Genomic DNA, 20,575 nt, shown 5'->3' on the forward strand with positions numbered 1-20,575 from the left:
CGTTTTTAACGTAAAAACGCCGGTTGGTTCGTCTCATAGTTGCTGATTGACGCTTCGTGTTGCAGCGTCAGGCCGATGCTATCGAGGCCATTGATCATGCAGTGACGGCGGAAGCTGTCGATTTCAAAGCTATAGCTTTTGTCACCGGCGGTCACGGTCTGGGCTTCCAGGTCAACGGTAAAGCTGACGCCCGGATGGCTGGCAACCAGCTTAAACATCTCATCTACTTCTTCATCGCTCAGCTTCACCGGCAGCAGCTGGTTGTTGAAGCTGTTGCCATAGAAGATGTCGGCGAAGCTCGGCGCAATCACCACCTGGAAACCGAAATCGGTCAGTGCCCACGGGGCGTGTTCACGCGAGGAGCCACAGCCAAAGTTTTCACGCGCCAGCAAAATGCTGGTGCCTTTGTATTCCGGCTTGTTCAAAACAAAGCTGGCCGTCGGCACGGTACCGGCATCGTCATCGAAGCGCCAGTCGTGGAACAGGTGCGCGCCAAAACCGGTGCGGGTCACTTTTTGCAGGAACTGCTTCGGAATGATGGCATCGGTATCGACATTCGCTGCATCCAGCGGTGCGACAATCCCGGTGTGCTGGGTAAATTTCTTCGCCATGGTTTAAGCTCCCTGAGTCAGTTCACGAATATCGGCAAAACGGCCCGTGACCGCCGCCGCCGCGGCCATCGCCGGGCTGACCAGGTGGGTACGTCCACCACGGCCCTGACGACCTTCAAAGTTACGGTTACTGGTTGAGGCACAACGCTCGCCGGGGTTCAGACGGTCATTGTTCATCGCCAGACACATGGAGCAGCCCGGCAGACGCCATTCAAAACCGGCTTCGAGGAAAATCTTATCCAGACCTTCCGCTTCCGCCTGTGCTTTCACCGGACCAGAACCCGGCACCACCATTGCCACCACACCCGGAGCCACATGGCGTCCTTTGGCGATAGCCGCTGCGGCACGCAGGTCTTCAATACGTGAGTTGGTGCAGGAACCGATAAAGACTTTGTCGATAGCCACGTCAGTCAGTTTGATGCCAGGTTGCAGATCCATATACGCCAGCGCTTTCTCGGCAGAGGCGCGTTCAACCGGATCGGCGAAAGAAGCCGGATTCGGGATGGCCTGATCGACCGCCATCACCTGACCCGGGTTGGTGCCCCAGGTGACCTGCGGCGCGATATCGGCCGCATTCAGGGTGACCACGGCGTCGAATTTCGCGTCGCTGTCGGATTTCAGGGTACGCCAGTAGGCAACGGCCTGATCCCATTGCTCGCCTTTCGGTGCGAACTGTTTGTCTTTCAGGTAATTAAAGGTGGTGTCATCCGGCGCAACCAGGCCCGCTTTGGCACCCATTTCAATCGCCATGTTGCACAGCGTCATGCGGCCTTCCATGGTCAGCGCTTCAATCGCCGGGCCACAGAATTCCACTACATGTCCGGTACCACCGGCGCTGCCGGTTTTACCGATAATCGCCAGCACGATGTCTTTCGCGGTGATGCCCGGCGCCGCTTCGCCCAGCACTTCAATCTTCATGGTTTTGGCACGACCCTGTTTCAGGGTCTGAGTGGCAAACACATGCTCTACTTCGGACGTCCCGATACCAAACGCCAGTGAACCAAAGGCACCGTGGGTAGCGGTGTGCGAGTCACCACAGACAATCGTCATACCCGGCAGCGTCATACCCTGCTCAGGACCAATCACATGCACGATGCCCTGGAACGGGTGGTTCAGGTCATACAGCTGGATACCGAATTCAGCACAGTTCTTGATCAGCTCCTGCATCTGAATGCGCGCCATCTCGCCCGAGGCGTTGATGTCTTTGGTCTGGGTAGAAACGTTGTGGTCCATGGTCGCGAACGTCTTCGACGGCTGACGCACTTTGCGGCCGTGAGCGCGCAGGCCATCAAAGGCCTGCGGTGAGGTGACTTCATGGATCAAATGACGATCGATATACAGTAACGGGGTTTCATTCGGTGCTTCGTGGACGACATGTGCATCAAATAACTTCTGGTATAAGCTTTTCATTTTTTTATTTTTCCTCGGTGATGAAACGGGCAATGATGCTGCCCATTTCATCGGTGCTCACGGATTGGCCGTCACCGGCCAAATCACGGGTGCGATGACCCGCTTCCAGCGCGCGGTTGATGGCGCGCTCAATGCTGTCGGCAGCCTCAGCGGCATTCAGGCTATAGCGCAGCAGCAGGGACAACGAGAGGATCTGAGCAACCGGGTTAGCAATGTTCTGACCGGCGATATCTGGCGCGGAACCGCCCGCTGGCTCGTACAGACCGAAGCCTTCTTCGTTCAGACTGGCTGACGGCAGCATGCCCATGGAACCGGTGATCATGGCGCATTCATCCGACAGGATGTCGCCAAACAGGTTAGAACACAGCAGCACGTCAAACTGTGAGGGATCTTTAATCAGCTGCATGGTGGCGTTGTCGATGTACATATGGCTCAGCTGCACATCCGGGTAATCCTTCGCCACTTCATTGACGATCTCGCGCCACATCACTGAAGTCTGCAACACGTTGGCTTTATCGACCGACGTCACCTTGTTGCGACGTTTGCGCGCAGATTCAAAGGCAATGCGGGCAATACGTTCGATCTCAAAACGGTGATACACCTCGGTGTCGAATGCGCGCTCATGCGGACCGCTGCCTTCGCGGCCTTTTGGCTGACCGAAGTAGATGCCGCCAGTCAGTTCGCGAACACACAGGATGTCGAAACCGCGTGCGGCGATGTCGCTACGTAACGGGCAAAATGTTTCCAGGCCTTTATACAGCGCAGCCGGACGCAGGTTGCTGAACAGTTTGAAGTGTTTACGCAGCGGCAGCAGCGCACCGCGCTCTGGCTGCTGCGCAGGAGGCAGGTGTTCCCATTTCGGGCCGCCAACTGAACCAAACAGGATGGCATCGGCCTGCTCGGCACCCGCAACGGATGCGGGTGGCAGCGGTTCGCCATGACGATCGATAGCGATACCGCCCACATCATATTCGCTGGTGGTGATACGCATGTCGAAACGCGTGCGAATCGCGTCCAGGACTTTCATGGCCTGCGCCATCACTTCCGGGCCGATTCCGTCGCCCGGCATGACTGCGATATGAAAAGACTTAGTCATAGTTACACCGTTTCCTTCTGTTCTTTAAATTTACGCTGCAATTCTTTTTCCACCTGCTTAGCACGCCAGATATTGTTCAGGGCGTTCACCATCGCTTTAGCGGAAGATTCGACGATATCGGTCGCCAGACCCACGCCGTGGAATTTGCGATTGTTGTAGTTCACCACGATATCGACCTGACCCAGCGCGTTCTCGCCGTGGCCTTTAGCCGTGAGCTTGTAGTTCACCAGTTCAGCTTCAAAACCGGTGATACGGTTAATCGCCTGGTAGACGGCATCGACCGGGCCGTTGCCGGTGGCGGCGTCAGCTTTGGTTTCTTCGCCGCAGCCCAGCTGTACTGACGCGGTAGCCGTGACGCTGGAACCGGTCTGCACGTTGAATTCTTTCAACTGGAAATGTTCCGGTTCTTCATTCTGTTTGTTGATGAAGGCCAGCGCTTCCAGATCGTAATCAAACACCTGGCCTTTCTTATCAGCCAGTTTCAGGAACGCGTCGTACAGGGTATCCAGGTTGTAGTCGGTCTCTTTGTAACCCATCTCTTCCATACGGTGTTTCACCGCCGCGCGACCAGAACGCGAGGTCAGGTTGAGCTGGATTTTGTGCAGGCCGATGGATTCCGGCGTCAGAATTTCGTAGTTTTCGCGGTTTTTCAGCACACCATCCTGATGGATACCGGAGGAGTGGGCGAAGGCGTTGGAACCGACCACCGCTTTGTTAGCCGGGATCGGCATGTTGCAGATCTGGCTGACAGTCTGGCTGGTACGGTAGATTTCCTGATGTTTGATATTGGTGTGCACGTTCATGATCTGCTGGCGGGTTTTAATCGCCATGATCACTTCTTCCAGCGCACAGTTACCGGCACGCTCACCCAGGCCGTTCAGCGTACCTTCAACCTGGCGTGCACCTGCCATCACGGCGGCAATGGCGTTGCCGGTGGCCATACCCAGGTCATCGTGGGTATGCACGGACAGGATGGCTTTATCGATATTCGGTACGCGATTCACCAGTTGGCTGATGATGTTGGCGTACTCGTGTGGCAGGGTGTAACCCACGGTATCCGGGATATTGATGGTGGTGGCACCGGCGTTGATCGCGGCTTCCACCATACGGCACAGGTCATCAATCGGCGTGCGGCCACCATCTTCGCAGGAGAACTCTACGTCGTTGGTGTAGTTGCGGGCGCGTTTGATCATATGCACTGCGCGCTCAATCACCTCGGGCAGCGTGCTACGCAACTTGGTGGCGATGTGCATCGGCGAAGTGGCGATAAAGGTATGGATACGGAACGCTTCAGCGACGCGCAGGGATTCGTAAGCGGCATCGATATCCTTCTCAACGCAACGTGCCAGTCCGCAGACGCGGCTGTTTTTGATGGTGCGTGCGATGGTTTGAACCGATTCAAAATCGCCTGGTGAGGAGACCGGGAAACCGACTTCCATCACGTCCACGCCCATACGTTCCAGCGCCAGGGCGATCTGCAGTTTTTCTTTAACACTCAGGCTGGCCTGTAATGCCTGCTCGCCATCACGCAGAGTGGTATCGAAAATAATAACTTGCTGGCTCATCGTAATCTTCCTTATGCATTAACTTCGCCGGTGCTACGAGCATAAAAAAACCCGCGCATGGCGCGGGTTTTTTTAAACTTTCTGCAGGTTCGAATCAGTTGTCGATTCCGCCCACGAGTCTACCGCGCAATGGGGATGCGTTTAGTAGTAGACCAGGTAGACGGAAAGAACGGGACATGGATCAAACCTCGTAAATTGAGTGCTGCACATATTGATACTGAGAAAGGCCGACGATGTCAACCATAAGTGAAAGGTTATTTCCCACGGCGGTTAAGGGGGATCTGCTGTGATAATCCGCTTGTTCAGAGGAAAAACAAATATTAAGGCGTGCAGGGTTATCGGAATCTGGTTAAAAAAAGTTTTAAAAATGAATGTAAATTTTAAGATTATGATTTATATGATTTTTTATCTGGTTGTTTCTCTGGTAATAAATCAGCATTCGCACTGTTGTTTAGATGATTCTCATGTGAGAGGTAGTTTTTAAAGATAATCACGCCAGAAATTAATTGATGGGTAAGATTGTGGGCTGGAACGTTGCAAAATATGCATCATGCATTTCTTATAACTCGCTGTAAATAATCACCAGACCAGCATTATCATCTGCCCTTCAGTGCGGACATTAGTTTAATCCTCGCAAGCGATTATCACCCCTTAGAGCCTTTGCGGTTGTCATTAGCACGGCGCGGAGTTGCGGTGTTTGCCTGCCGGGTTTTCTACGGTTATGGTAATCGACCTACTCTCAAAAGAATGAACTCAAGTAGATTTCCCTGTACCTGGAAGGCGGAAATGAATTCCCTCTTCTGAGCTTAAACATAAGGTTTTGATCTTAATTGGCGAATATGGGGCAGGATGCAAGTGGCGCGCCGGAAAGCGGTCGTCAGTGGATTCAGTTCCTCAAGCCTGGAGGCAGAAAATGGAGATGTTGTCAGGAGCCGAAATGGTCGTCCGTTCGTTAATCGATCAGGGCGTTAAACAGGTATTCGGTTATCCGGGCGGAGCGGTGCTCGATATTTATGACGCTCTGCAAACGGTCGGCGGTATCGACCACGTATTAGTTCGCCATGAACAGGGCGCTGTGCATATGGCTGATGGCCTGGCGCGTGCGACCGGCGAAGTCGGTGTCGTGCTGGTGACTTCGGGTCCTGGTGCCACCAATGCCATAACCGGTATTGCGACCGCCTATATGGACTCCATTCCGATGGTGGTTCTGTCTGGTCAGGTGCCGTCTTCGCTTATCGGCTATGACGCTTTCCAGGAGTGCGACATGGTCGGGATCTCCCGTCCGGTGGTGAAGCACAGCTTCCTGGTGAAAAGCACCGAAGAGATCCCAACCGTCATCAAAAAAGCCTTCTGGCTGGCAGCCAGTGGCCGTCCGGGACCGGTGGTTATCGATCTGCCGAAAGATATTCTTAACCCGGCCAATAAACTGCCCTACGTCTGGCCGGAATCGGTCAGCATGCGTTCTTACAACCCGACGATTCAGGGCCACAAAGGACAGATTAAGCGCGCGTTGCAGACCCTGCTGGCTGCGCATAATCCGGTGATGTACGTGGGTGGCGGGGCGATTACCTCAGGTTGTGAAGCGGAACTGCTGCAACTGGCGGAAACGCTGAACATTCCGGTCACCACTTCATTGATGGGGCTGGGCGCATTCCCGGGTACTCACCGTCAGTGCGTCGGGATGCTCGGCATGCACGGCACCTATGAAGCCAACATGACCATGCATAACGCCGATCTGATTTTCGGTATCGGCGTGCGCTTCGATGACCGCACCACCAACAATCTGGCGAAGTATTGCCCGAATGCCACGGTGATGCATATCGACGTTGACCCGACCTCGATTTCCAAAACCGTCGCGGCGGATATTCCGATCGTCGGTGATGCGAAACAAACGCTTTCGCAAATGCTGGAGTTGCTGGCGCAGACCGACGTGAAGCAGGAGCTCGACAGCCTGCGTGACTGGTGGCAACGCATTGACGGCTGGCGCAGCCGCAAATGCCTCGAATTTGATCGCACCAGCGACAAAATCAAACCGCAGGCGGTGATCGAAACCATCTGTCGTTTGACCAAAGGCGAGGCTTACGTGACCTCAGACGTCGGTCAGCACCAGATGTTTGCCGCGCTGTATTATCAGTTTGATAAGCCGCGTCGCTGGATCAACTCCGGTGGCCTCGGCACCATGGGCTTTGGCCTGCCTGCTGCGCTGGGTGTGAAGATGGCGCTGCCGGAAGAAACCGTTATCTGTGTCACCGGCGACGGCAGTATCCAGATGAACATTCAGGAACTCTCAACCGCGCTGCAATACGATTTGCCGGTGCTGGTGCTGAACCTGAATAACCGCTTCCTTGGCATGGTGAAGCAGTGGCAGGACATGATCTACTCTGGCCGCCATTCGCAATCTTACATGGAATCACTGCCGGACTTCGTGCGTCTCGCTGAGGCTTATGGTCACGTGGGTATCGCGATTCAACATCCGGCTGAGCTGGAAGAGAAACTGACGCAGGCGCTGGAGACCCTGGCGAAAGGGCGTCTGGTGTTTGTTGATGTGACCGTGGATGGCAGCGAGCACGTTTACCCGATGCAGATTCGTGGTGGCGGTATGGACGAGATGTGGTTGAGCAAAACGGAGAGGACATAATTATGCGTCGCATTTTATCGGTACTGCTGGAGAACGAATCCGGCGCATTGTCCCGCGTGATTGGCCTGTTTTCGCAGCGTGGCTACAACATCGAAAGTCTGACGGTTGCCCCGACTGACGATCCCACCCTGTCGCGCATGACGATTCAAACCGTCGGTGATGCCAAGGTGCTGGAGCAGATCGAGAAGCAGCTCCACAAGCTGGTGGACGTGTTACGTGTCAGCGAGCTGGGGCAGGGTGCCTACGTTGAACGTGAAATCATGCTGGTGAAAATCCAGGCTTCGGGCTATGGCCGCGAAGAAGTGAAGCGTAGTACGGAAATTTTCCGTGGGCAGATCATCGACGTGACGCCGACGCTGTACACGGTTCAGCTGGCGGGTACCAGTGACAAACTGGATGCGTTCCTGAACACTGTGCGCGACGTCGCGGAGATCGTGGAAGTGGCGCGTTCTGGTATCGTCGGCGTGTCTCGCGGCGAGCGCATCATGCGTTAATCGCCACTGCCTGGATTGAGTCTCATTGCTAACCCGGCGGAATGCCGGGTTTTTTTATTTTATGCGCTTGCACACCCCGGCAGATAAAAGCGGTTGCTCAGCGTAGTTTTCTGCGGTTAGATGTTACAAATGTTTTACCCTTAGCTAATCTGCGGACATTTTCGCCAGTATGGCTAATCAGGAATTAAGGTGTCATCGTGAAACTGGATGAAATCGCGCGCCTGGCTGGCGTGTCGCGCACCACGGCCAGCTACGTCATTAATGGCAAAGCACGGCAATATCGTGTCAGCGACAAAACCGTCGAGAAAGTGATGGCGGTGGTGCGTGAGTACAATTACCACCCGAATGCCGTGGCGGCGGGTTTGCGCGCCGGACGTACCCGTTCGATTGGTCTGGTGATCCCCGATCTGGAAAATACCAGCTATACGCGTATCGCCAACTATCTGGAACGCCAGGCACGGCAGCGTGGCTATCAGCTGTTGATCGCCTGCTCGGAAGATCAGCCTGACAATGAAATGCGCTGCATCGAACATTTGTTGCAGCGTCAGGTAGATGCGATCATCGTCTCCACGTCGCTGCCGCCGGAACATCCGTTTTATCAGCGCTGGATCAACGATCCTCTGCCGATTATCGCGTTGGATCGCGCGCTGGATCGTGAACACTTCACCAGCGTGGTCGGTGCCGATCAGGATGATGCCCAGACGCTGGGCGCTGAATTGCGTCAGCTGCCGGTGAAAAATGTCCTGTTTCTCGGTGCGCTGCCGGAGCTGTCAGTAAGTTTCCTGCGTGAAATGGGCTTCCGTGAAGCCTGGAAGGGCGACGAGCGTCCGATTGATTATATCTACTGCAACAGCTTTGAACGCACGGCGGCGGCGGCCTTGTTTGAGAAGTATCTGGAAGATCATCCGATGCCGGAAGCGTTGTTCACCACCTCCTTTGGCCTGTTGCAGGGCGTTATGGATGTCACGCTGAAACGTGACGGGCGTTTACCGACCGACCTGGCGATTGCCACGTTTGGCGATCATGAGTTACTGGATTTCCTTGAGTGTCCGGTACTGGCGGTGGGACAGCGTCATCGTGATGTTGCCGAGCGCGTTCTGGAGCTGGTTTTAGCCTCGCTGGATGAACCGCGAAAACCGAAGCCAGGTTTAACCCGAATTCGCCGTAATTTATTCCGTCGTGGTCAATTAAGTCGCCGGACAAAATGAATGATGGGCAGCGTGCTGCCCAATTTATTCATCATGCTTTTAATTTCCCCCGTCACCTTTCACGTAAAAAAGCGTAAATTCTCGTCGACCTTGCTAACAAATTAAGCGGACTACCTTTTCTTATTTGTTTACATCTTCGGCATCTGCCGGTAGCAGAGCTGTCGCGATGGTGCTGGGCTTCCTTTAGGAAATCCCCTAAAATGCAGCCGCTGTCGCATAACGCAGGATATTTATCAAAACGCGATAAAGCGCTTTATTTTTCGCCGTTTTTTATTACGTGAAAATTTTTATTCCATTATTCATCAGGTTAATTTTTATTTTGCCATTCACGACCTTCTTCTCCCCACCGCCAAATAATTTCACCCGCTGTAAAGAGTGATATTCACTTGTCGTTGCGGCTTGACAAGGATTTCATCGGCTCCGTAAACTCTTTTCGTGGTAAAATGTGGGATAAAGTGGTGAAAAAGGGTATCTGAGGGGTGAGGCTGGCATGTTCCGTGGGGCAACGTTAGTCAATCTCGACAGCAAAGGGCGACTGGCTGTACCAACGCGCTATCGTGATTTGCTGATCGCAGAGTCTCAGGGTCAAATGGTTTGTACCATTGACCTCCACCAGCCCTGCCTGCTGCTTTATACCCTGCCCGAATGGGAAATCATTGAGAAAAAGCTGTCTCGCTTATCCAGCATGAACCCTGCCGAGCGTCGCGTGCAGCGACTGCTGCTGGGGCATGCCAGTGAGTGTCAGATGGATAATGCAGGCCGCCTGCTGCTGGCGAATACCCTTCGTCAGCATGCGAGCCTGACCAAAGAAGTGATGCTGGTTGGACAGTTCAACAAGTTTGAATTGTGGGATGAACAGACCTGGTATCAACAAGTTAAGGACGATATTGACGCAGAACAGTCGGCTCAGGAGCCTTTATCTGAGCGGTTGCAGGACTTGTCGCTATAGCTATGCAGGAAAATTTCAAACACACCACAGTGCTGCTGGATGAGGCGGTTAACGCGCTCAATATCAGGGAAGACGGCATATACATTGACGGCACTTTTGGTCGCGGTGGTCACTCCAGATTGATCCTTTCGCAACTTGGCGCGAACGGGCAGCTACTGGCGATAGATCGCGATCCGCAAGCCATAGCCGCAGCCGCTGAGATAAAAGATCCGCGCTTCTCGATCGTCCACGGGCCGTTTTCGGCACTGGCGGAGTACGTGACCGAGCGCGGGCTGAACGGAAAAATTGACGGCGTTTTACTGGATTTAGGCGTGTCATCGCCGCAGCTGGATGACGCAGAACGTGGTTTCTCTTTCATGCGTGATGGTCCGCTGGACATGCGCATGGACCCGACGCGCGGACAATCGGCGTCGGAATGGTTGCTCAGCGCGGAAGAGGCGGATATCGCCTTTGTGCTGAAGACCTACGGCGAGGAACGCTTCGCCAAACGTATTGCGCGCGCGATTGTGGAGCGCAACCGTGAGCAGCCGATGACGCGTACCAAAGAACTGGCCGACGTTATCTATGCAGCGACCCCGGTGAAAGACAAATTTAAGCACCCGGCGACCCGCAGCTTTCAGGCGATTCGCATCTGGATCAACAGCGAACTGGAAGAGATCGACATCGCGCTGAAAGGGGCATTGTCGGTGCTGGCACCTGGCGGCAGGTTGTCAGTGATCAGCTTCCATTCACTGGAAGATCGCCTGGTGAAACGCTTTATGCGCGACCAAAGCCGTGGTCCGCAGGTACCGGCAGGTATCCCGATGACCGAAACGCAGTTGAAAGCGCTGGGTGGTCGGGATCTGAAAACCCTCGGCAAACTGGTGCCGGGAGAAGCCGAAGTCGCTGACAACCCACGCGCACGGAGTTCCGTGTTGCGTATTGCTGAAAGGACGGCGTCATGATCGGAAACGAACGCCACAGTCTGCCCGGCGTCATCGGTGGCGATTTGCTGCGGTTTGGCAAGATCCCGGTGCTGTTGCTGGTGGCCGTTTTGGTTTCCGCCATGCTGGTGGTGACGACGACGCACAAAACGCGTCGTCTGACGGCAGAACGCGAACAGCTGGTGCTGGAGCGTGACGCATTAGATATCGAATGGCGCAACCTGATTCTTGAAGAGAACGCCCTCGGCGACCACAGCCGGGTAGAACGAATCGCAACCGACAAGCTGCAAATGCAGCATGTCGATCCTTCGCAGGAAAACATTGTGGTGCAGCAATAAGGAATCTCAGAACCTGATGAGCGGCGCGAGCAAAACGCTGAAGTTAAAAAAACAGGAAGATAAGGCCAGCTTTGTAAGCTGGCGTTTTGCGTTGCTGTGCGGCTGTATTTTACTGGCGCTGGGTGGCTTGCTGTCTCGCGTGGCCTGGTTGCAGGTGATCAATCCTGACAAACTGGTGAAAGAAGGTGACCTGCGTTCGCTGCGCGTGCAGGCGGTGCCTACCGCCCGCGGCATGATCAGCGATCGTGCGGGCCGTCCGCTGGCGGTCAGTGTGCCGGTGAACGCCATCTGGGCCGACCCGAAAGAATTGAATGAACACGGCGGCGTCTCTCTCGACAGCCGCTGGAAAGCCCTTTCCGATGCGTTGTCGATCCCACTCGATCAACTGTCCACGCGCATCAATGCCAACCCGAAAGGCCGCTTTGTCTATCTGGCGCGCCAGGTGAATCCGGCGATTGGCGAATACGTCAAAAAACTCAAGCTGCCGGGTATCTATTTACGTGAAGAGTCACGCCGCTACTACCCGGCGGGCCAGGTCACTGCGCATTTGATTGGTTTCACCAATATTGATGGCCAGGGCATTGAGGGCACAGAAAAAAGCTTCGACAAATGGCTGACTGGCGAACCCGGTGAACGTACCGTGCGTAAAGATCGCTTCGGTCGCGTGATTGAAGATATCTCCTCAGTTGATAGCCGTGCCGCACACAACCTGACGCTGAGCATCGATGAACGTTTGCAGGCGCTGGTGTATCGCGAACTGAATAACGCGGTTGCCTTCAACAAAGCAGAATCTGGCTCGGCGGTGCTGGTGGATGTCAATACCGGCGAAGTGCTGGCCATGGCCAATAGCCCGGCCTACAACCCGAACAATCTGGGCAACACGCCAAAAGATGTGATGCGTAACCGTGCCATCACCGACATCTTCGAACCGGGTTCTACCGTGAAGCCGATGGTGGTGATGACCGCCCTGCAACGCGGTGTGGTGAAAGAAAACAGCGTATTGAATACCGTGCCTTATCGGATCAATGGTCATGAGATCAAAGATGTGGCGCGTTACAACGAATTGACCCTGACCGGGGTTCTGCAGAAGTCGAGTAACGTCGGGGTTTCCCGTCTGGCGTTAGCGATGCCGTCCTCAGCTCTCGTAGAAACTTACGCGCGCTTTGGACTGGGTAAGCCGACCAATTTGGGGTTGGTCGGAGAAAGCAGTGGCTTATATCCTCAAAAACAACGGTGGTCTGACATAGAGAGGGCCACCTTCTCTTTCGGCTACGGGCTAATGGTAACGCCGTTACAGTTAGCGCGAGTCTACGCAACCATTGGCAGCTATGGCGTCTATCGTCCGCTGTCGATTACTAAAGTTGATCCACCGGTAGCCGGTGAGCGTGTTTTCCCGGAAGAACTGGTGAAAACCGTGATGCATATGATGGAAAGCGTTGCGCTGCCCGGTGGCGGTGGTGTGAAGGCAGCCATTAAGGGCTACCGTATTGCGATTAAAACCGGTACCGCGAAAAAAGTCGGACCGGATGGGCGCTACGTTAATAAATACATTGCCTATACCGCAGGCGTCGCGCCTGCCAGTCATCCTCGTTTCGCGCTGGTGGTGGTGATCAACGATCCCCAGGCCGGTAAATATTATGGTGGTGCGGTCTCCGCGCCGGTGTTCGGTGCCATCATGGGCGGTGTACTGCGTACCATGAATATCGAACCCGATGCGCTACCGGTAATTGATAAGAACGAGTTGGTGAAAAACCGAAGTGAGGAACCAAGTGACAGATCGTAACCTGCGCGATTTACTGGCCCCGTGGGTGCCGGGCGCGCCGGCGCGTCCACTCCGTGACATGACACTGGATAGCCGCTCTGCGGCTTCTGGCGATCTGTTTATCGCCGTGGCGGGCCATCATGCTGATGGACGTCGATTTATTCCGCAGGCTATTGCCCAGGGCGTGGCGGCAGTGATTGCCGAAGCCGAAGGTGAGGCCAGCGATGGAGATATCCGTGAGATGCATGGCGTCCCGGTTATCTATCTGGCGCAGTTGCCGCAGCGTCTCTCGGCACTGGCTGGACGCTTTTATCAGCAGCCTGCTGAAAAGCTGAAATTAATTGGTGTTACCGGCACCAACGGTAAAACCACCACGACCCAGTTGATTGCGCAGTGGGCCAATTTGCTGGGCGAAACCGGGGCCGTGATGGGTACGGTCGGCAACGGTCTTTACGGCCATCTGGTGCCAACAGAAAACACCACCGGTTCAGCGGTGGATGTTCAGCATGTTCTGCACGACCTGGTAAGCCAGGGCGCAACGCTGGGGGCGATGGAAGTGTCATCGCACGGTCTGGTGCAGCATCGCGTGGCCGCGCTGCCGTTTGCCGCCGCGGTATTCACCAATCTGAGCCGTGATCACCTTGATTACCACGGCGATATGCAAAGCTACGAATCCGCTAAATGGCTGCTGTTCTCCGAACATCAGGTCGGTGCGGCGATTATCAATGCGGATGACGAAGTCGGACGCCGCTGGCTGGCGAAACTGCCGGATGCCGTTGCTGTCACCCTGCAGGATAACCTGCAACCCGGTTGCCATGGCCGCTGGCTGAAAGCCACTGAAGTGACGTATCACGACGGTGGCGCGCATATTCGCTTTAGCTCCAGCTGGGGCGATGGCGAGTTCGATAGCCGCCTGATGGGGGCTTTTAACGTCAGCAATCTGCTGCTGGCGCTGGCAACCCTGCTGTCGCTGGATTATCCGCTGGCATCTCTGGTCAGCAGTGCGTCACAGTTGCTGCCGGTGACCGGTCGCATGGAAGTCTTTAGCGCACCCGAAAAACCCACCGTAGTGGTGGATTACGCCCATACGCCCGATGCGCTGGAGAAAGCGCTGGAAGCTGCTCGCCTGCATTGCAAAGGCCAGCTGTGGTGCCTGTTTGGTTGTGGCGGTGATCGCGACAAAGGTAAGCGCCCATTGATGGGTGCCATTGCGGAGCAGTTCGCTGACGTGGTGGTGATTACCGATGACAACCCGCGCAGCGAAGATCCACAGGCGATTGTGAATGATATTTTGACCGGTCTGCTCGATCCGGGCCGTGCCCGTGTGGTGGCAGGTCGCGCGCAGGCGGTGACCAACGCCATCATGCAGGCCAAAAGTAACGATATCGTGCTGGTGGCAGGCAAGGGCCATGAAGATTATCAGATCGTCGGTAATCGTCGTCTGGATTACTCGGATCGCGACACTGTCGCCCGTTTGCTGGGGGTGATGGCATGATCCCGCTTTCACTCAACACCCTGGCGGAAATCTCAGGCGGCACGCTGATCGGCTCCGATCTCACCTTTGGTGATGTGGTCACCGATACGCGCAAAGTGACGGCGGGTTGCCTGTTTGTCGCGCTGGTGGGTGAACGTTTTGATGCCCATGACTTCGTCGGGGATGCCATTGCCCATGGCGCACAGGCGTTACTGGTCAGTAAATCATTACCGGTTGCTGTACCGCAGGTCGTGGTAGCCGATACGCGCATTGCCTTTGGTCGCCTCGGTGCCTGGGTGCGTCAGCAGGCGAAGGCCCGCGTGGTGGCGTTAACCGGTTCGTCCGGTAAAACCTCGGTTAAAGAGATGACCGCCGCGATTCTGCGTCAGTGCGGGGAAACGCTGTATACCGCTGGCAACCTGAATAATGATTTTGGCGTGCCGATGACGCTGCTGCGTCTGACCAAAGAACATGATTACGCGGTGATTGAGCTGGGTGCCAACCACCAGGGCGAAATTGCCTGGACCACCGACCTGGTGCGTCCGGAGACGGCGCTGGTCAATAACCTGGCCGCCGCGCATCTGGAAGGATTTGGTTCACTGGCTGGCGTTGCCAAAGCGAAGGGCGAGATTTTTGCCGGTTTGCCGCCTCACGGCACCGCCATCATCAACGCAGAGAGCAATGATTTGCTGAACTGGCAGCCGCAGTTTGCCGGTAAAACCCTGTGGCGTTTCTCGCCGCAGCCGCAGGCGGATGCTGAATTCCGCGCCAGCGATATCACGCTGCGCCCGGATGCCACCCTGTTCACGCTGCATACTCCGCGCGGTGACATCGCCATCACGCTGCCCTTGCCAGGGCGTCACAACATTGCCAACGCGCTGGCGGCGGCAGCCTTAGCGTTATCGGTCGATGCACCGCTGAGCGCAATTCAGGCTGGCCTGAAAACCCTGCAGCCGGTTCCAGGACGCTTGTTCCCGGTTCGTCTGGCTGAGCATCAGCTGCTGCTGGATGATAGCTACAACGCCAATGTCGGTTCGATGACGGCCGCCGCGCAGGTGCTGGGTGATATGCCCGGCTACCGCGTGATGGTGGTCGGCGATATGGCCGAACTGGGCGAGGAGGCTGAAGCCTGCCATCGTCAGGTCGGTGACGCGGCAAAAGCCGCCGGAATTGATTGTGTGCTGAGCACCGGAACGCTTAGCCAGTTGATCAGTGAAAACAGTGGCAATGGCGAACATTTCGCCAGTAAAGCCGCGCTGATTGAACGTTTGCGGACGCTATTGTCCGAACATCAGGACATTACCATTTTGATTAAGGGTTCGCGTAGTGCCGCCATGGAGCAGGTAGTACAGAGCTTACAGGAGAAAGGAACATGCTAGTCTGGCTGGCCGAGCATCTGGTCGCACTTTATTCCGGCTTTAACGTCTTTTCCTATCTGACGTTTCGCGCCATTGTCAGCCTGCTGACCGCATTGTTCATCTCATTGTGGATGGGCCCCCGCCTGATTGCCTGGCTGCAGAAGCTGCAGATTGGTCAGGTGGTACGTAACGATGGTCCTGAGTCGCATTTCAGTAAGCGCGGCACCCCGACTATGGGCGGCATCATGATCCTCACCTCCATCACCGTGTCGGTGCTGATGTGGGCGTATCCGTCGAACCCGTATGTCTGGTGCGTTCTGGCCGTACTGATCGGCTTCGGCATTATCGGTTTTGTCGATGATTACCGCAAAGTGGTGCGCAAAGACACCAAGGGCCTGATTGCACGCTGGAAATATTTCTGGATGTCGGTGATCTCGCTCGGCGTGGCGTTCGCGCTGTACCTGGCGGGGAAAGATACCCCGGCGACCGAGCTGGTGGTGCCGTTCTTTAAAGACATCATGCCGCAGCTGGGGCTGTTCTATGTGCTGCTGGCTTACTTCGTGATTGTCGGCACCGGGAACGCGGTTAACCTCACCGATGGTCTGGATGGTCTGGCCATCATGCCAACGGTGTTTGTCGCGGCCGGTTTTGCGCTGGTGGCCTGGGCGACCGGTAACGTGAAGTTTGCTGAGTACCTGCACATCCCGTATCTGCGCCATGCCGGTGAGCTGGTGATTGTGTGTACCGCCATTGTCGGGGCCGGTCTTGGTTTCCTGTGGTTCAACACCTATCCGGCGCAGGTCTTTATGGGCGACGTCGGTTCACTGGCGCTCGGTGGCGCGCTGGGCACCATTGCGGTGCTGCTGCGTCAGGAATTTTTGCTGGTGATCATGGGGGGCGTGTTCGTGGTTGAAACGCTGTCGGTGATCCTGCAGGTGGGATCGTTCAAGCTGCGCGGGCAACGTATTTTTCGCATGGCTCCGATCCATCACCACTATGAATTGAAAGGCTGGCCAGAGCCGCGCGTCATCGTGCGCTTCTGGATCATTTCGCTGATGCTGGTGCTGATTGGCCTGGCAACGCTGAAGGTACGTTAATCATGGCTGACTATCGGGGCAGAAAAGTCGTCATCATCGGGTTGGGCCTGACGGGCCTCTCCTGTGTTGATTTCTTTTTAGCGCAGGGTGTAACCCCTCGCGTGATGGACACCCGTGTGTCACCACCAGGGCTGGATAAGTTGCCGGAACAGGTGGAGCGCTATGTCGGTGGGTTGAACGACGACTGGCTGCTGGCGGCCGATCTGATCATCGCCAGCCCCGGCATTGCCCTGGCGCATCCGGCGCTGAGCGATGCGGCGGATGCCGGTATCGAAATCGTCGGTGATATCGAACTGTTTTGCCGTGAAGCTCAGGCACCGATTGTGGCGATTACCGGCTCGAACGGCAAAAGCACCGTGACCACGCTGGTCGGTGAGATGGCGCGTGCCGCAGGCTGGCAGGTAGGGGTGGGCGGCAACATCGGTTTACCGGCGCTGTCACTGCTGAAATCCCCGGCACAGCTGTATGTGCTGGAGCTTTCCAGCTTCCAGCTGGAAACCACCCATAGCCTGAAAGCCGCTGCCGCAACCATCCTCAACGTGACTGAAGATCATATGGATCGCTATCCGCTGGGGATGCAGCAGTATCGTGCCGCCAAGCTGCGCATCTATGAAAACGCCAGCGTCTGCGTGGTGAACGCCGATGATGGTATGACCATGCCGGTGCGCGGTGCCGATACCCGCTGCGTCAGCTTTGGTATCGACCTCGGTGATTATCATCTCAACCGGCAGCAGGGTAGCACCTGGCTGCGGGTGAAGGGCGAGAAAGTGCTGAACACCGACGAAATGAAGCTGGTGGGCCAGCACAACTACACCAACGCCCTGGCAGCACTGGCGCTGGCGGATGCGGTGAATATTCCGCGTGCGTCCAGCCTGAAAGCGTTAACCACCTTCACTGGCCTGTCGCACCGTTTCCAGCTGGTGCATGAAGCGAAGGGCGTGCGCTGGATTAACGATTCCAAAGCCACCAATGTGGGCAGCACCGAAGCCGCACTGAATGGTTTGCAGGTCAAAGGGACGTTGTGGCTGCTGCTGGGTGGCGATGGCAAATCTGCCGATTTCAGCCCGCTGGCGCGTTATCTGCAAGGCAACAACGTACAACTGCTCTGCTTTGGTCGTGATGGCGACGCGCTGGCCGCGCTGCGTCCGGAAATTGCCACCCGCACCGAGACCATGCAGCAGGCGATGGAACACATTGCCAGCCAGGTGAAAGCGGGCGATATGGTGTTGTTATCACCGGCCTGTGCCAGCCTCGATCAGTTCCGTAATTTTGAGCAGCGCGGCGATCAGTTCGCGCAACTGGCGAAGGAGTTAGGCTGATGCGAATTCCCGGTGCCGCGATAGCCAGCTTCCTCTCCCTGCGCCTGAAAGATTGGGTGATGGGGGCGCGTGAGAACGAAGATGCGCCGGTGGTGCTGTATGACCGCACGCTGCTGTGGCTGACTTTGGGTCTGGCGATTGTCGGTTTCGTGATGGTGACCTCGGCTTCAATGCCTGTGGGACAACGCCTCAACGAAGACCCTTTCTATTTTGCCAAGCGCGATGCGTTTTATATCGCTCTGGCACTCGGCATGGCGCTGGTCACGCTGCGTGTGCCGATGGAGTTCTGGCAGCGTTACAGCAACGTGATGTTGGTGGTGACGGTATTGATGCTGCTGATCGTGCTGGTGGTGGGCAGCTCGGTGAACGGGGCATCGCGCTGGATTGCGCTGGGACCGTTGCGCATACAGCCTGCTGAGCTTTCAAAGCTTTCGTTGTTCTGCTACCTCGCCAGTTATCTGGTACGTAAAGTTGAAGAGGTGCGCAACAACTTCTGGGGCTTCTGTAAACCGATGGGCGTGATGGTGATACTGGCGGTTCTGCTGCTGGCGCAGCCGGACCTCGGTACGGTGGTGGTGTTGTTCGTGACCACGCTGGCGATGTTGTTTCTCGCCGGAGCGAAGTTGTGGCAGTTCCTGGCGATCATCGGCTCCGGCATGTTCGCTGTGGTACTGCTGATTATCGCCGAACCCTACCGTATGCGCCGTGTGACCTCGTTCTGGAACCCGTGGGAAGATCCGTTCGGTAGTGGATACCAGCTAACCCAGTCACTGATGGCATTTGGTCGTGGTGAATTCTGGGGACAGGGCCTGGGCAACTCGGTGCAGAAACTGGAATATCTGCCCGAAGCGCATACCGACTTTATCTTCTCCATCATCGGTGAAGAATTGGGTTACGCCGGTGTGGTTTTGGCGCTGTTGATGGTATTCTTCGTCGCTTTTCGCGCGATGTCGATTGGCCGCCGCGCACTGGAGATTGACCAGCGTTTTTCCGGCTTTCTGGCGTGTTCCATCGGTGTGTGGTTCAGCTTCCAGGCGCTGGTTAACGTCGGGGCCGCCGCCGGTATGCTGCCGACCAAAGGTCTGACGCTGCCGCTGATCAGTTACGGTGGTTCCAGTCTGATCATCATGTCGACAGCCATCGTATTTTTGTTGCGCATAGATTATGAAACGCGTCTGGCAAAAGCCCAGGCGTTTACCCGAGGTGGTCGATGAGTGGGAAGCGACTGATGGTGATGGCAGGTGGCACCGGTGGACATGTGTTCCCTGGTCTGGCTGTCGCCCATCATCTGATGGAACAGGGCTGGCAGGTACGCTGGCTGGGAACCGCCGATCGTATGGAAGCCGATCTGGTGCCAAAACATGGTATCGAGATTGATTTTATCCGCATCAGCGGTTTGCGCGGTAAAGGGGTAAAAGCACAACTGCTGGCCCCGGTACGTATTTTTAATGCCTGGCGTCAGGCGCGCCGCATCATGAAAAACTGGCAGCCGGATGTGGTGCTGGGCATGGGCGGATATGTTTCGGGTCCTGGCGGCCTGGCGGCGTGGAGTTGCGGCATCCCGGTGGTGTTGCATGAACAGAACGGCATCGCCGGGCTGACTAATAAATGGCTGGCGAAAATCGCCACCAAAGTGATGCAGGCTTTCCCGGGCGCATTCCCCAACGCGGATGTGGTGGGTAACCCGGTACGCACCGATGTGCTGGCGCTGCCGTTGCCTGCTGAACGCCTGGCGGGGCGTAGCGGACCGGTGCGGGTGCTGGTGGTCGGGGGCAGCCAGGGGGCGCGCATCCTGAATCAGACGCTGCCTGTGGTTGCCGCAGAACTGGGCGATGCCATCACTTTATGGCATCAGACCGGCAAAGGTGCGCTGGAAACGGTGCAACAGGCTTACCGCGATGCCGGTCAACCGCAGCACAAAGTCACCGAGTTTATCGATGACATGGCCGCTGCTTACGCCTGGGCTGATGTGGTGGTGTGCCGCTCAGGAGCGCTGACGGTAAGTGAAGTGGCCGCCGCAGGTTTACCGGCGATTTTCGTGCCTTTTATGCATAAAGATCGCCAGCAGTACTGGAATGCGTTGCCGCTGGAGAAAGCGGGCGCAGCCAAAATTTTTGAGCAGCCGCAGTTTACCGCGGCTGTGGTAGCGGACACGCTGCGTCACTGGGATCGCGCCACACTGCTGACCATGGCAGAAAAGGCCCGCCAGGTGGCGATTCCTGATGCAACCGATCGGGTTGCACACGAAGTGGCAGGTGCCGCGAAATAAGTTAATCGGTCAGCGAGGCTGACCCGTACCTGACTCAGGTACAAATGGAAAACACAGGTAACAG

General features: G+C 56.0%; 18 protein-coding genes. 13 read left to right on the plus strand and 5 right to left on the minus strand.

From position 1 onward, the window contains the following. Window positions 1-5 precede the first annotated feature (5 nt). The 5 genes from leuD to leuL all read right to left on the minus strand — a co-directional run bounded on the left by leuD (window position 6) and on the right by leuL (window position 4,860). Window positions 6-611, minus strand: a complete 606-nt coding sequence (leuD, locus tag CUN67_RS03220) for a 3-isopropylmalate dehydratase small subunit (RefSeq protein WP_208713981.1) — start codon at window positions 609-611, stop codon at window positions 6-8. 3 nt (window positions 612-614) lie between these two features. Next, a complete protein-coding gene (leuC, locus tag CUN67_RS03225; RefSeq protein ID WP_084872638.1) occupies window positions 615-2,021 on the minus strand; it encodes a 3-isopropylmalate dehydratase large subunit in 1,407 nt (468 codons plus the stop codon). A 4-nt stretch (window positions 2,022-2,025) separates the two neighbouring features. Further along, a complete protein-coding gene (gene leuB / locus CUN67_RS03230) occupies window positions 2,026-3,117 on the minus strand; it encodes a 3-isopropylmalate dehydrogenase (protein WP_208713982.1) in 1,092 nt (363 codons plus the stop codon). Between the two features lie 2 nt (window positions 3,118-3,119). Beyond that, a complete protein-coding gene (leuA, locus tag CUN67_RS03235; protein WP_084872644.1) occupies window positions 3,120-4,682 on the minus strand; it encodes a 2-isopropylmalate synthase in 1,563 nt (520 codons plus the stop codon). 94 nt (window positions 4,683-4,776) lie between these two features. Beyond that, on the minus strand, window positions 4,777-4,860 hold the full coding sequence (gene leuL, locus CUN67_RS30645; RefSeq protein WP_208717057.1) for a leu operon leader peptide: 84 nt from the start codon (window positions 4,858-4,860) through the stop codon (window positions 4,777-4,779). A 735-nt stretch (window positions 4,861-5,595) separates the two neighbouring features. On the opposite strand from leuL, the gene ilvI reads away from it, so the two are divergent. The 13 genes from ilvI (at window position 5,596) to murG (ending at window position 20,511) form a co-directional block, all read left to right on the plus strand. Then, window positions 5,596-7,320, plus strand: a complete 1,725-nt coding sequence (ilvI, locus tag CUN67_RS03245; RefSeq protein WP_208713983.1) for an acetolactate synthase 3 large subunit — start codon at window positions 5,596-5,598, stop codon at window positions 7,318-7,320. Window positions 7,321-7,322: 2 nt separating this feature from the next. Beyond that, window positions 7,323-7,814 (plus strand): acetolactate synthase small subunit, encoded by a 492-nt coding sequence (gene ilvN, locus CUN67_RS03250; protein ID WP_208713984.1) that lies wholly within the window; start codon window positions 7,323-7,325, stop codon window positions 7,812-7,814. Between the two features lie 197 nt (window positions 7,815-8,011). After that, window positions 8,012-9,022: a catabolite repressor/activator gene (cra, locus tag CUN67_RS03255; protein ID WP_208713985.1), complete on the plus strand. Its 1,011-nt coding sequence runs from the start codon at window positions 8,012-8,014 to the stop codon at window positions 9,020-9,022. Between the two features lie 490 nt (window positions 9,023-9,512). Then, the gene (gene mraZ / locus CUN67_RS03260; protein ID WP_208713986.1) at window positions 9,513-9,971 is read left to right on the plus strand and encodes a division/cell wall cluster transcriptional repressor MraZ; all 459 of its coding nucleotides are present in this window, start codon (window positions 9,513-9,515) and stop codon (window positions 9,969-9,971) included. Window positions 9,972-9,973: 2 nt separating this feature from the next. Further along, the gene (gene rsmH, locus CUN67_RS03265; RefSeq protein ID WP_208713987.1) at window positions 9,974-10,915 is read left to right on the plus strand and encodes a 16S rRNA (cytosine(1402)-N(4))-methyltransferase RsmH; all 942 of its coding nucleotides are present in this window, start codon (window positions 9,974-9,976) and stop codon (window positions 10,913-10,915) included. Next, entirely contained in the window at window positions 10,912-11,232 is a 321-nt protein-coding gene (ftsL, locus tag CUN67_RS03270) for a cell division protein FtsL (RefSeq protein WP_084872661.1), read from the plus strand. Before rsmH ends, ftsL begins: the two co-directional genes overlap by 4 nt. 16 nt (window positions 11,233-11,248) lie before the next feature. Next, the gene (locus tag CUN67_RS03275) at window positions 11,249-13,015 is read left to right on the plus strand and encodes a peptidoglycan glycosyltransferase FtsI (RefSeq protein WP_208713988.1); all 1,767 of its coding nucleotides are present in this window, start codon (window positions 11,249-11,251) and stop codon (window positions 13,013-13,015) included. Beyond that, window positions 13,002-14,489 carry a UDP-N-acetylmuramoyl-L-alanyl-D-glutamate--2,6-diaminopimelate ligase gene (gene murE, locus CUN67_RS03280; RefSeq protein WP_208713989.1) on the plus strand — a complete coding sequence of 496 codons (1,488 nt, stop codon included), beginning with the start codon at window positions 13,002-13,004 and terminating at the stop codon, window positions 14,487-14,489. Before CUN67_RS03275 ends, murE begins: the two co-directional genes overlap by 14 nt. After that, window positions 14,486-15,847 (plus strand): UDP-N-acetylmuramoyl-tripeptide--D-alanyl-D-alanine ligase, encoded by a 1,362-nt coding sequence (gene murF, locus CUN67_RS03285; protein ID WP_208713990.1) that lies wholly within the window; start codon window positions 14,486-14,488, stop codon window positions 15,845-15,847. The genes murE and murF overlap by 4 nt, the downstream gene beginning before the upstream one ends. Then, window positions 15,841-16,923, plus strand: a complete 1,083-nt coding sequence (gene mraY / locus CUN67_RS03290; protein WP_084872672.1) for a phospho-N-acetylmuramoyl-pentapeptide-transferase — start codon at window positions 15,841-15,843, stop codon at window positions 16,921-16,923. The genes murF and mraY overlap by 7 nt, the downstream gene beginning before the upstream one ends. A 2-nt stretch (window positions 16,924-16,925) precedes the next feature. Next, on the plus strand, window positions 16,926-18,242 hold the full coding sequence (gene murD, locus CUN67_RS03295) for a UDP-N-acetylmuramoyl-L-alanine--D-glutamate ligase (protein ID WP_208713991.1): 1,317 nt from the start codon (window positions 16,926-16,928) through the stop codon (window positions 18,240-18,242). Beyond that, the gene (gene ftsW, locus CUN67_RS03300; protein ID WP_208713992.1) at window positions 18,242-19,456 is read left to right on the plus strand and encodes a cell division protein FtsW; all 1,215 of its coding nucleotides are present in this window, start codon (window positions 18,242-18,244) and stop codon (window positions 19,454-19,456) included. The genes murD and ftsW overlap by 1 nt, the downstream gene beginning before the upstream one ends. Next, on the plus strand, window positions 19,453-20,511 hold the full coding sequence (murG, locus tag CUN67_RS03305; RefSeq protein WP_208713993.1) for an undecaprenyldiphospho-muramoylpentapeptide beta-N-acetylglucosaminyltransferase: 1,059 nt from the start codon (window positions 19,453-19,455) through the stop codon (window positions 20,509-20,511). Before ftsW ends, murG begins: the two co-directional genes overlap by 4 nt. The last annotated feature ends 64 nt before the right edge of the window (window positions 20,512-20,575 follow it).

The sequence above is a fragment of the Pantoea cypripedii genome, from assembly GCF_011395035.1.
In the GTDB taxonomy this organism is placed as follows: Bacteria; Pseudomonadota; Gammaproteobacteria; order Enterobacterales; family Enterobacteriaceae; genus Pantoea; species Pantoea cypripedii_A.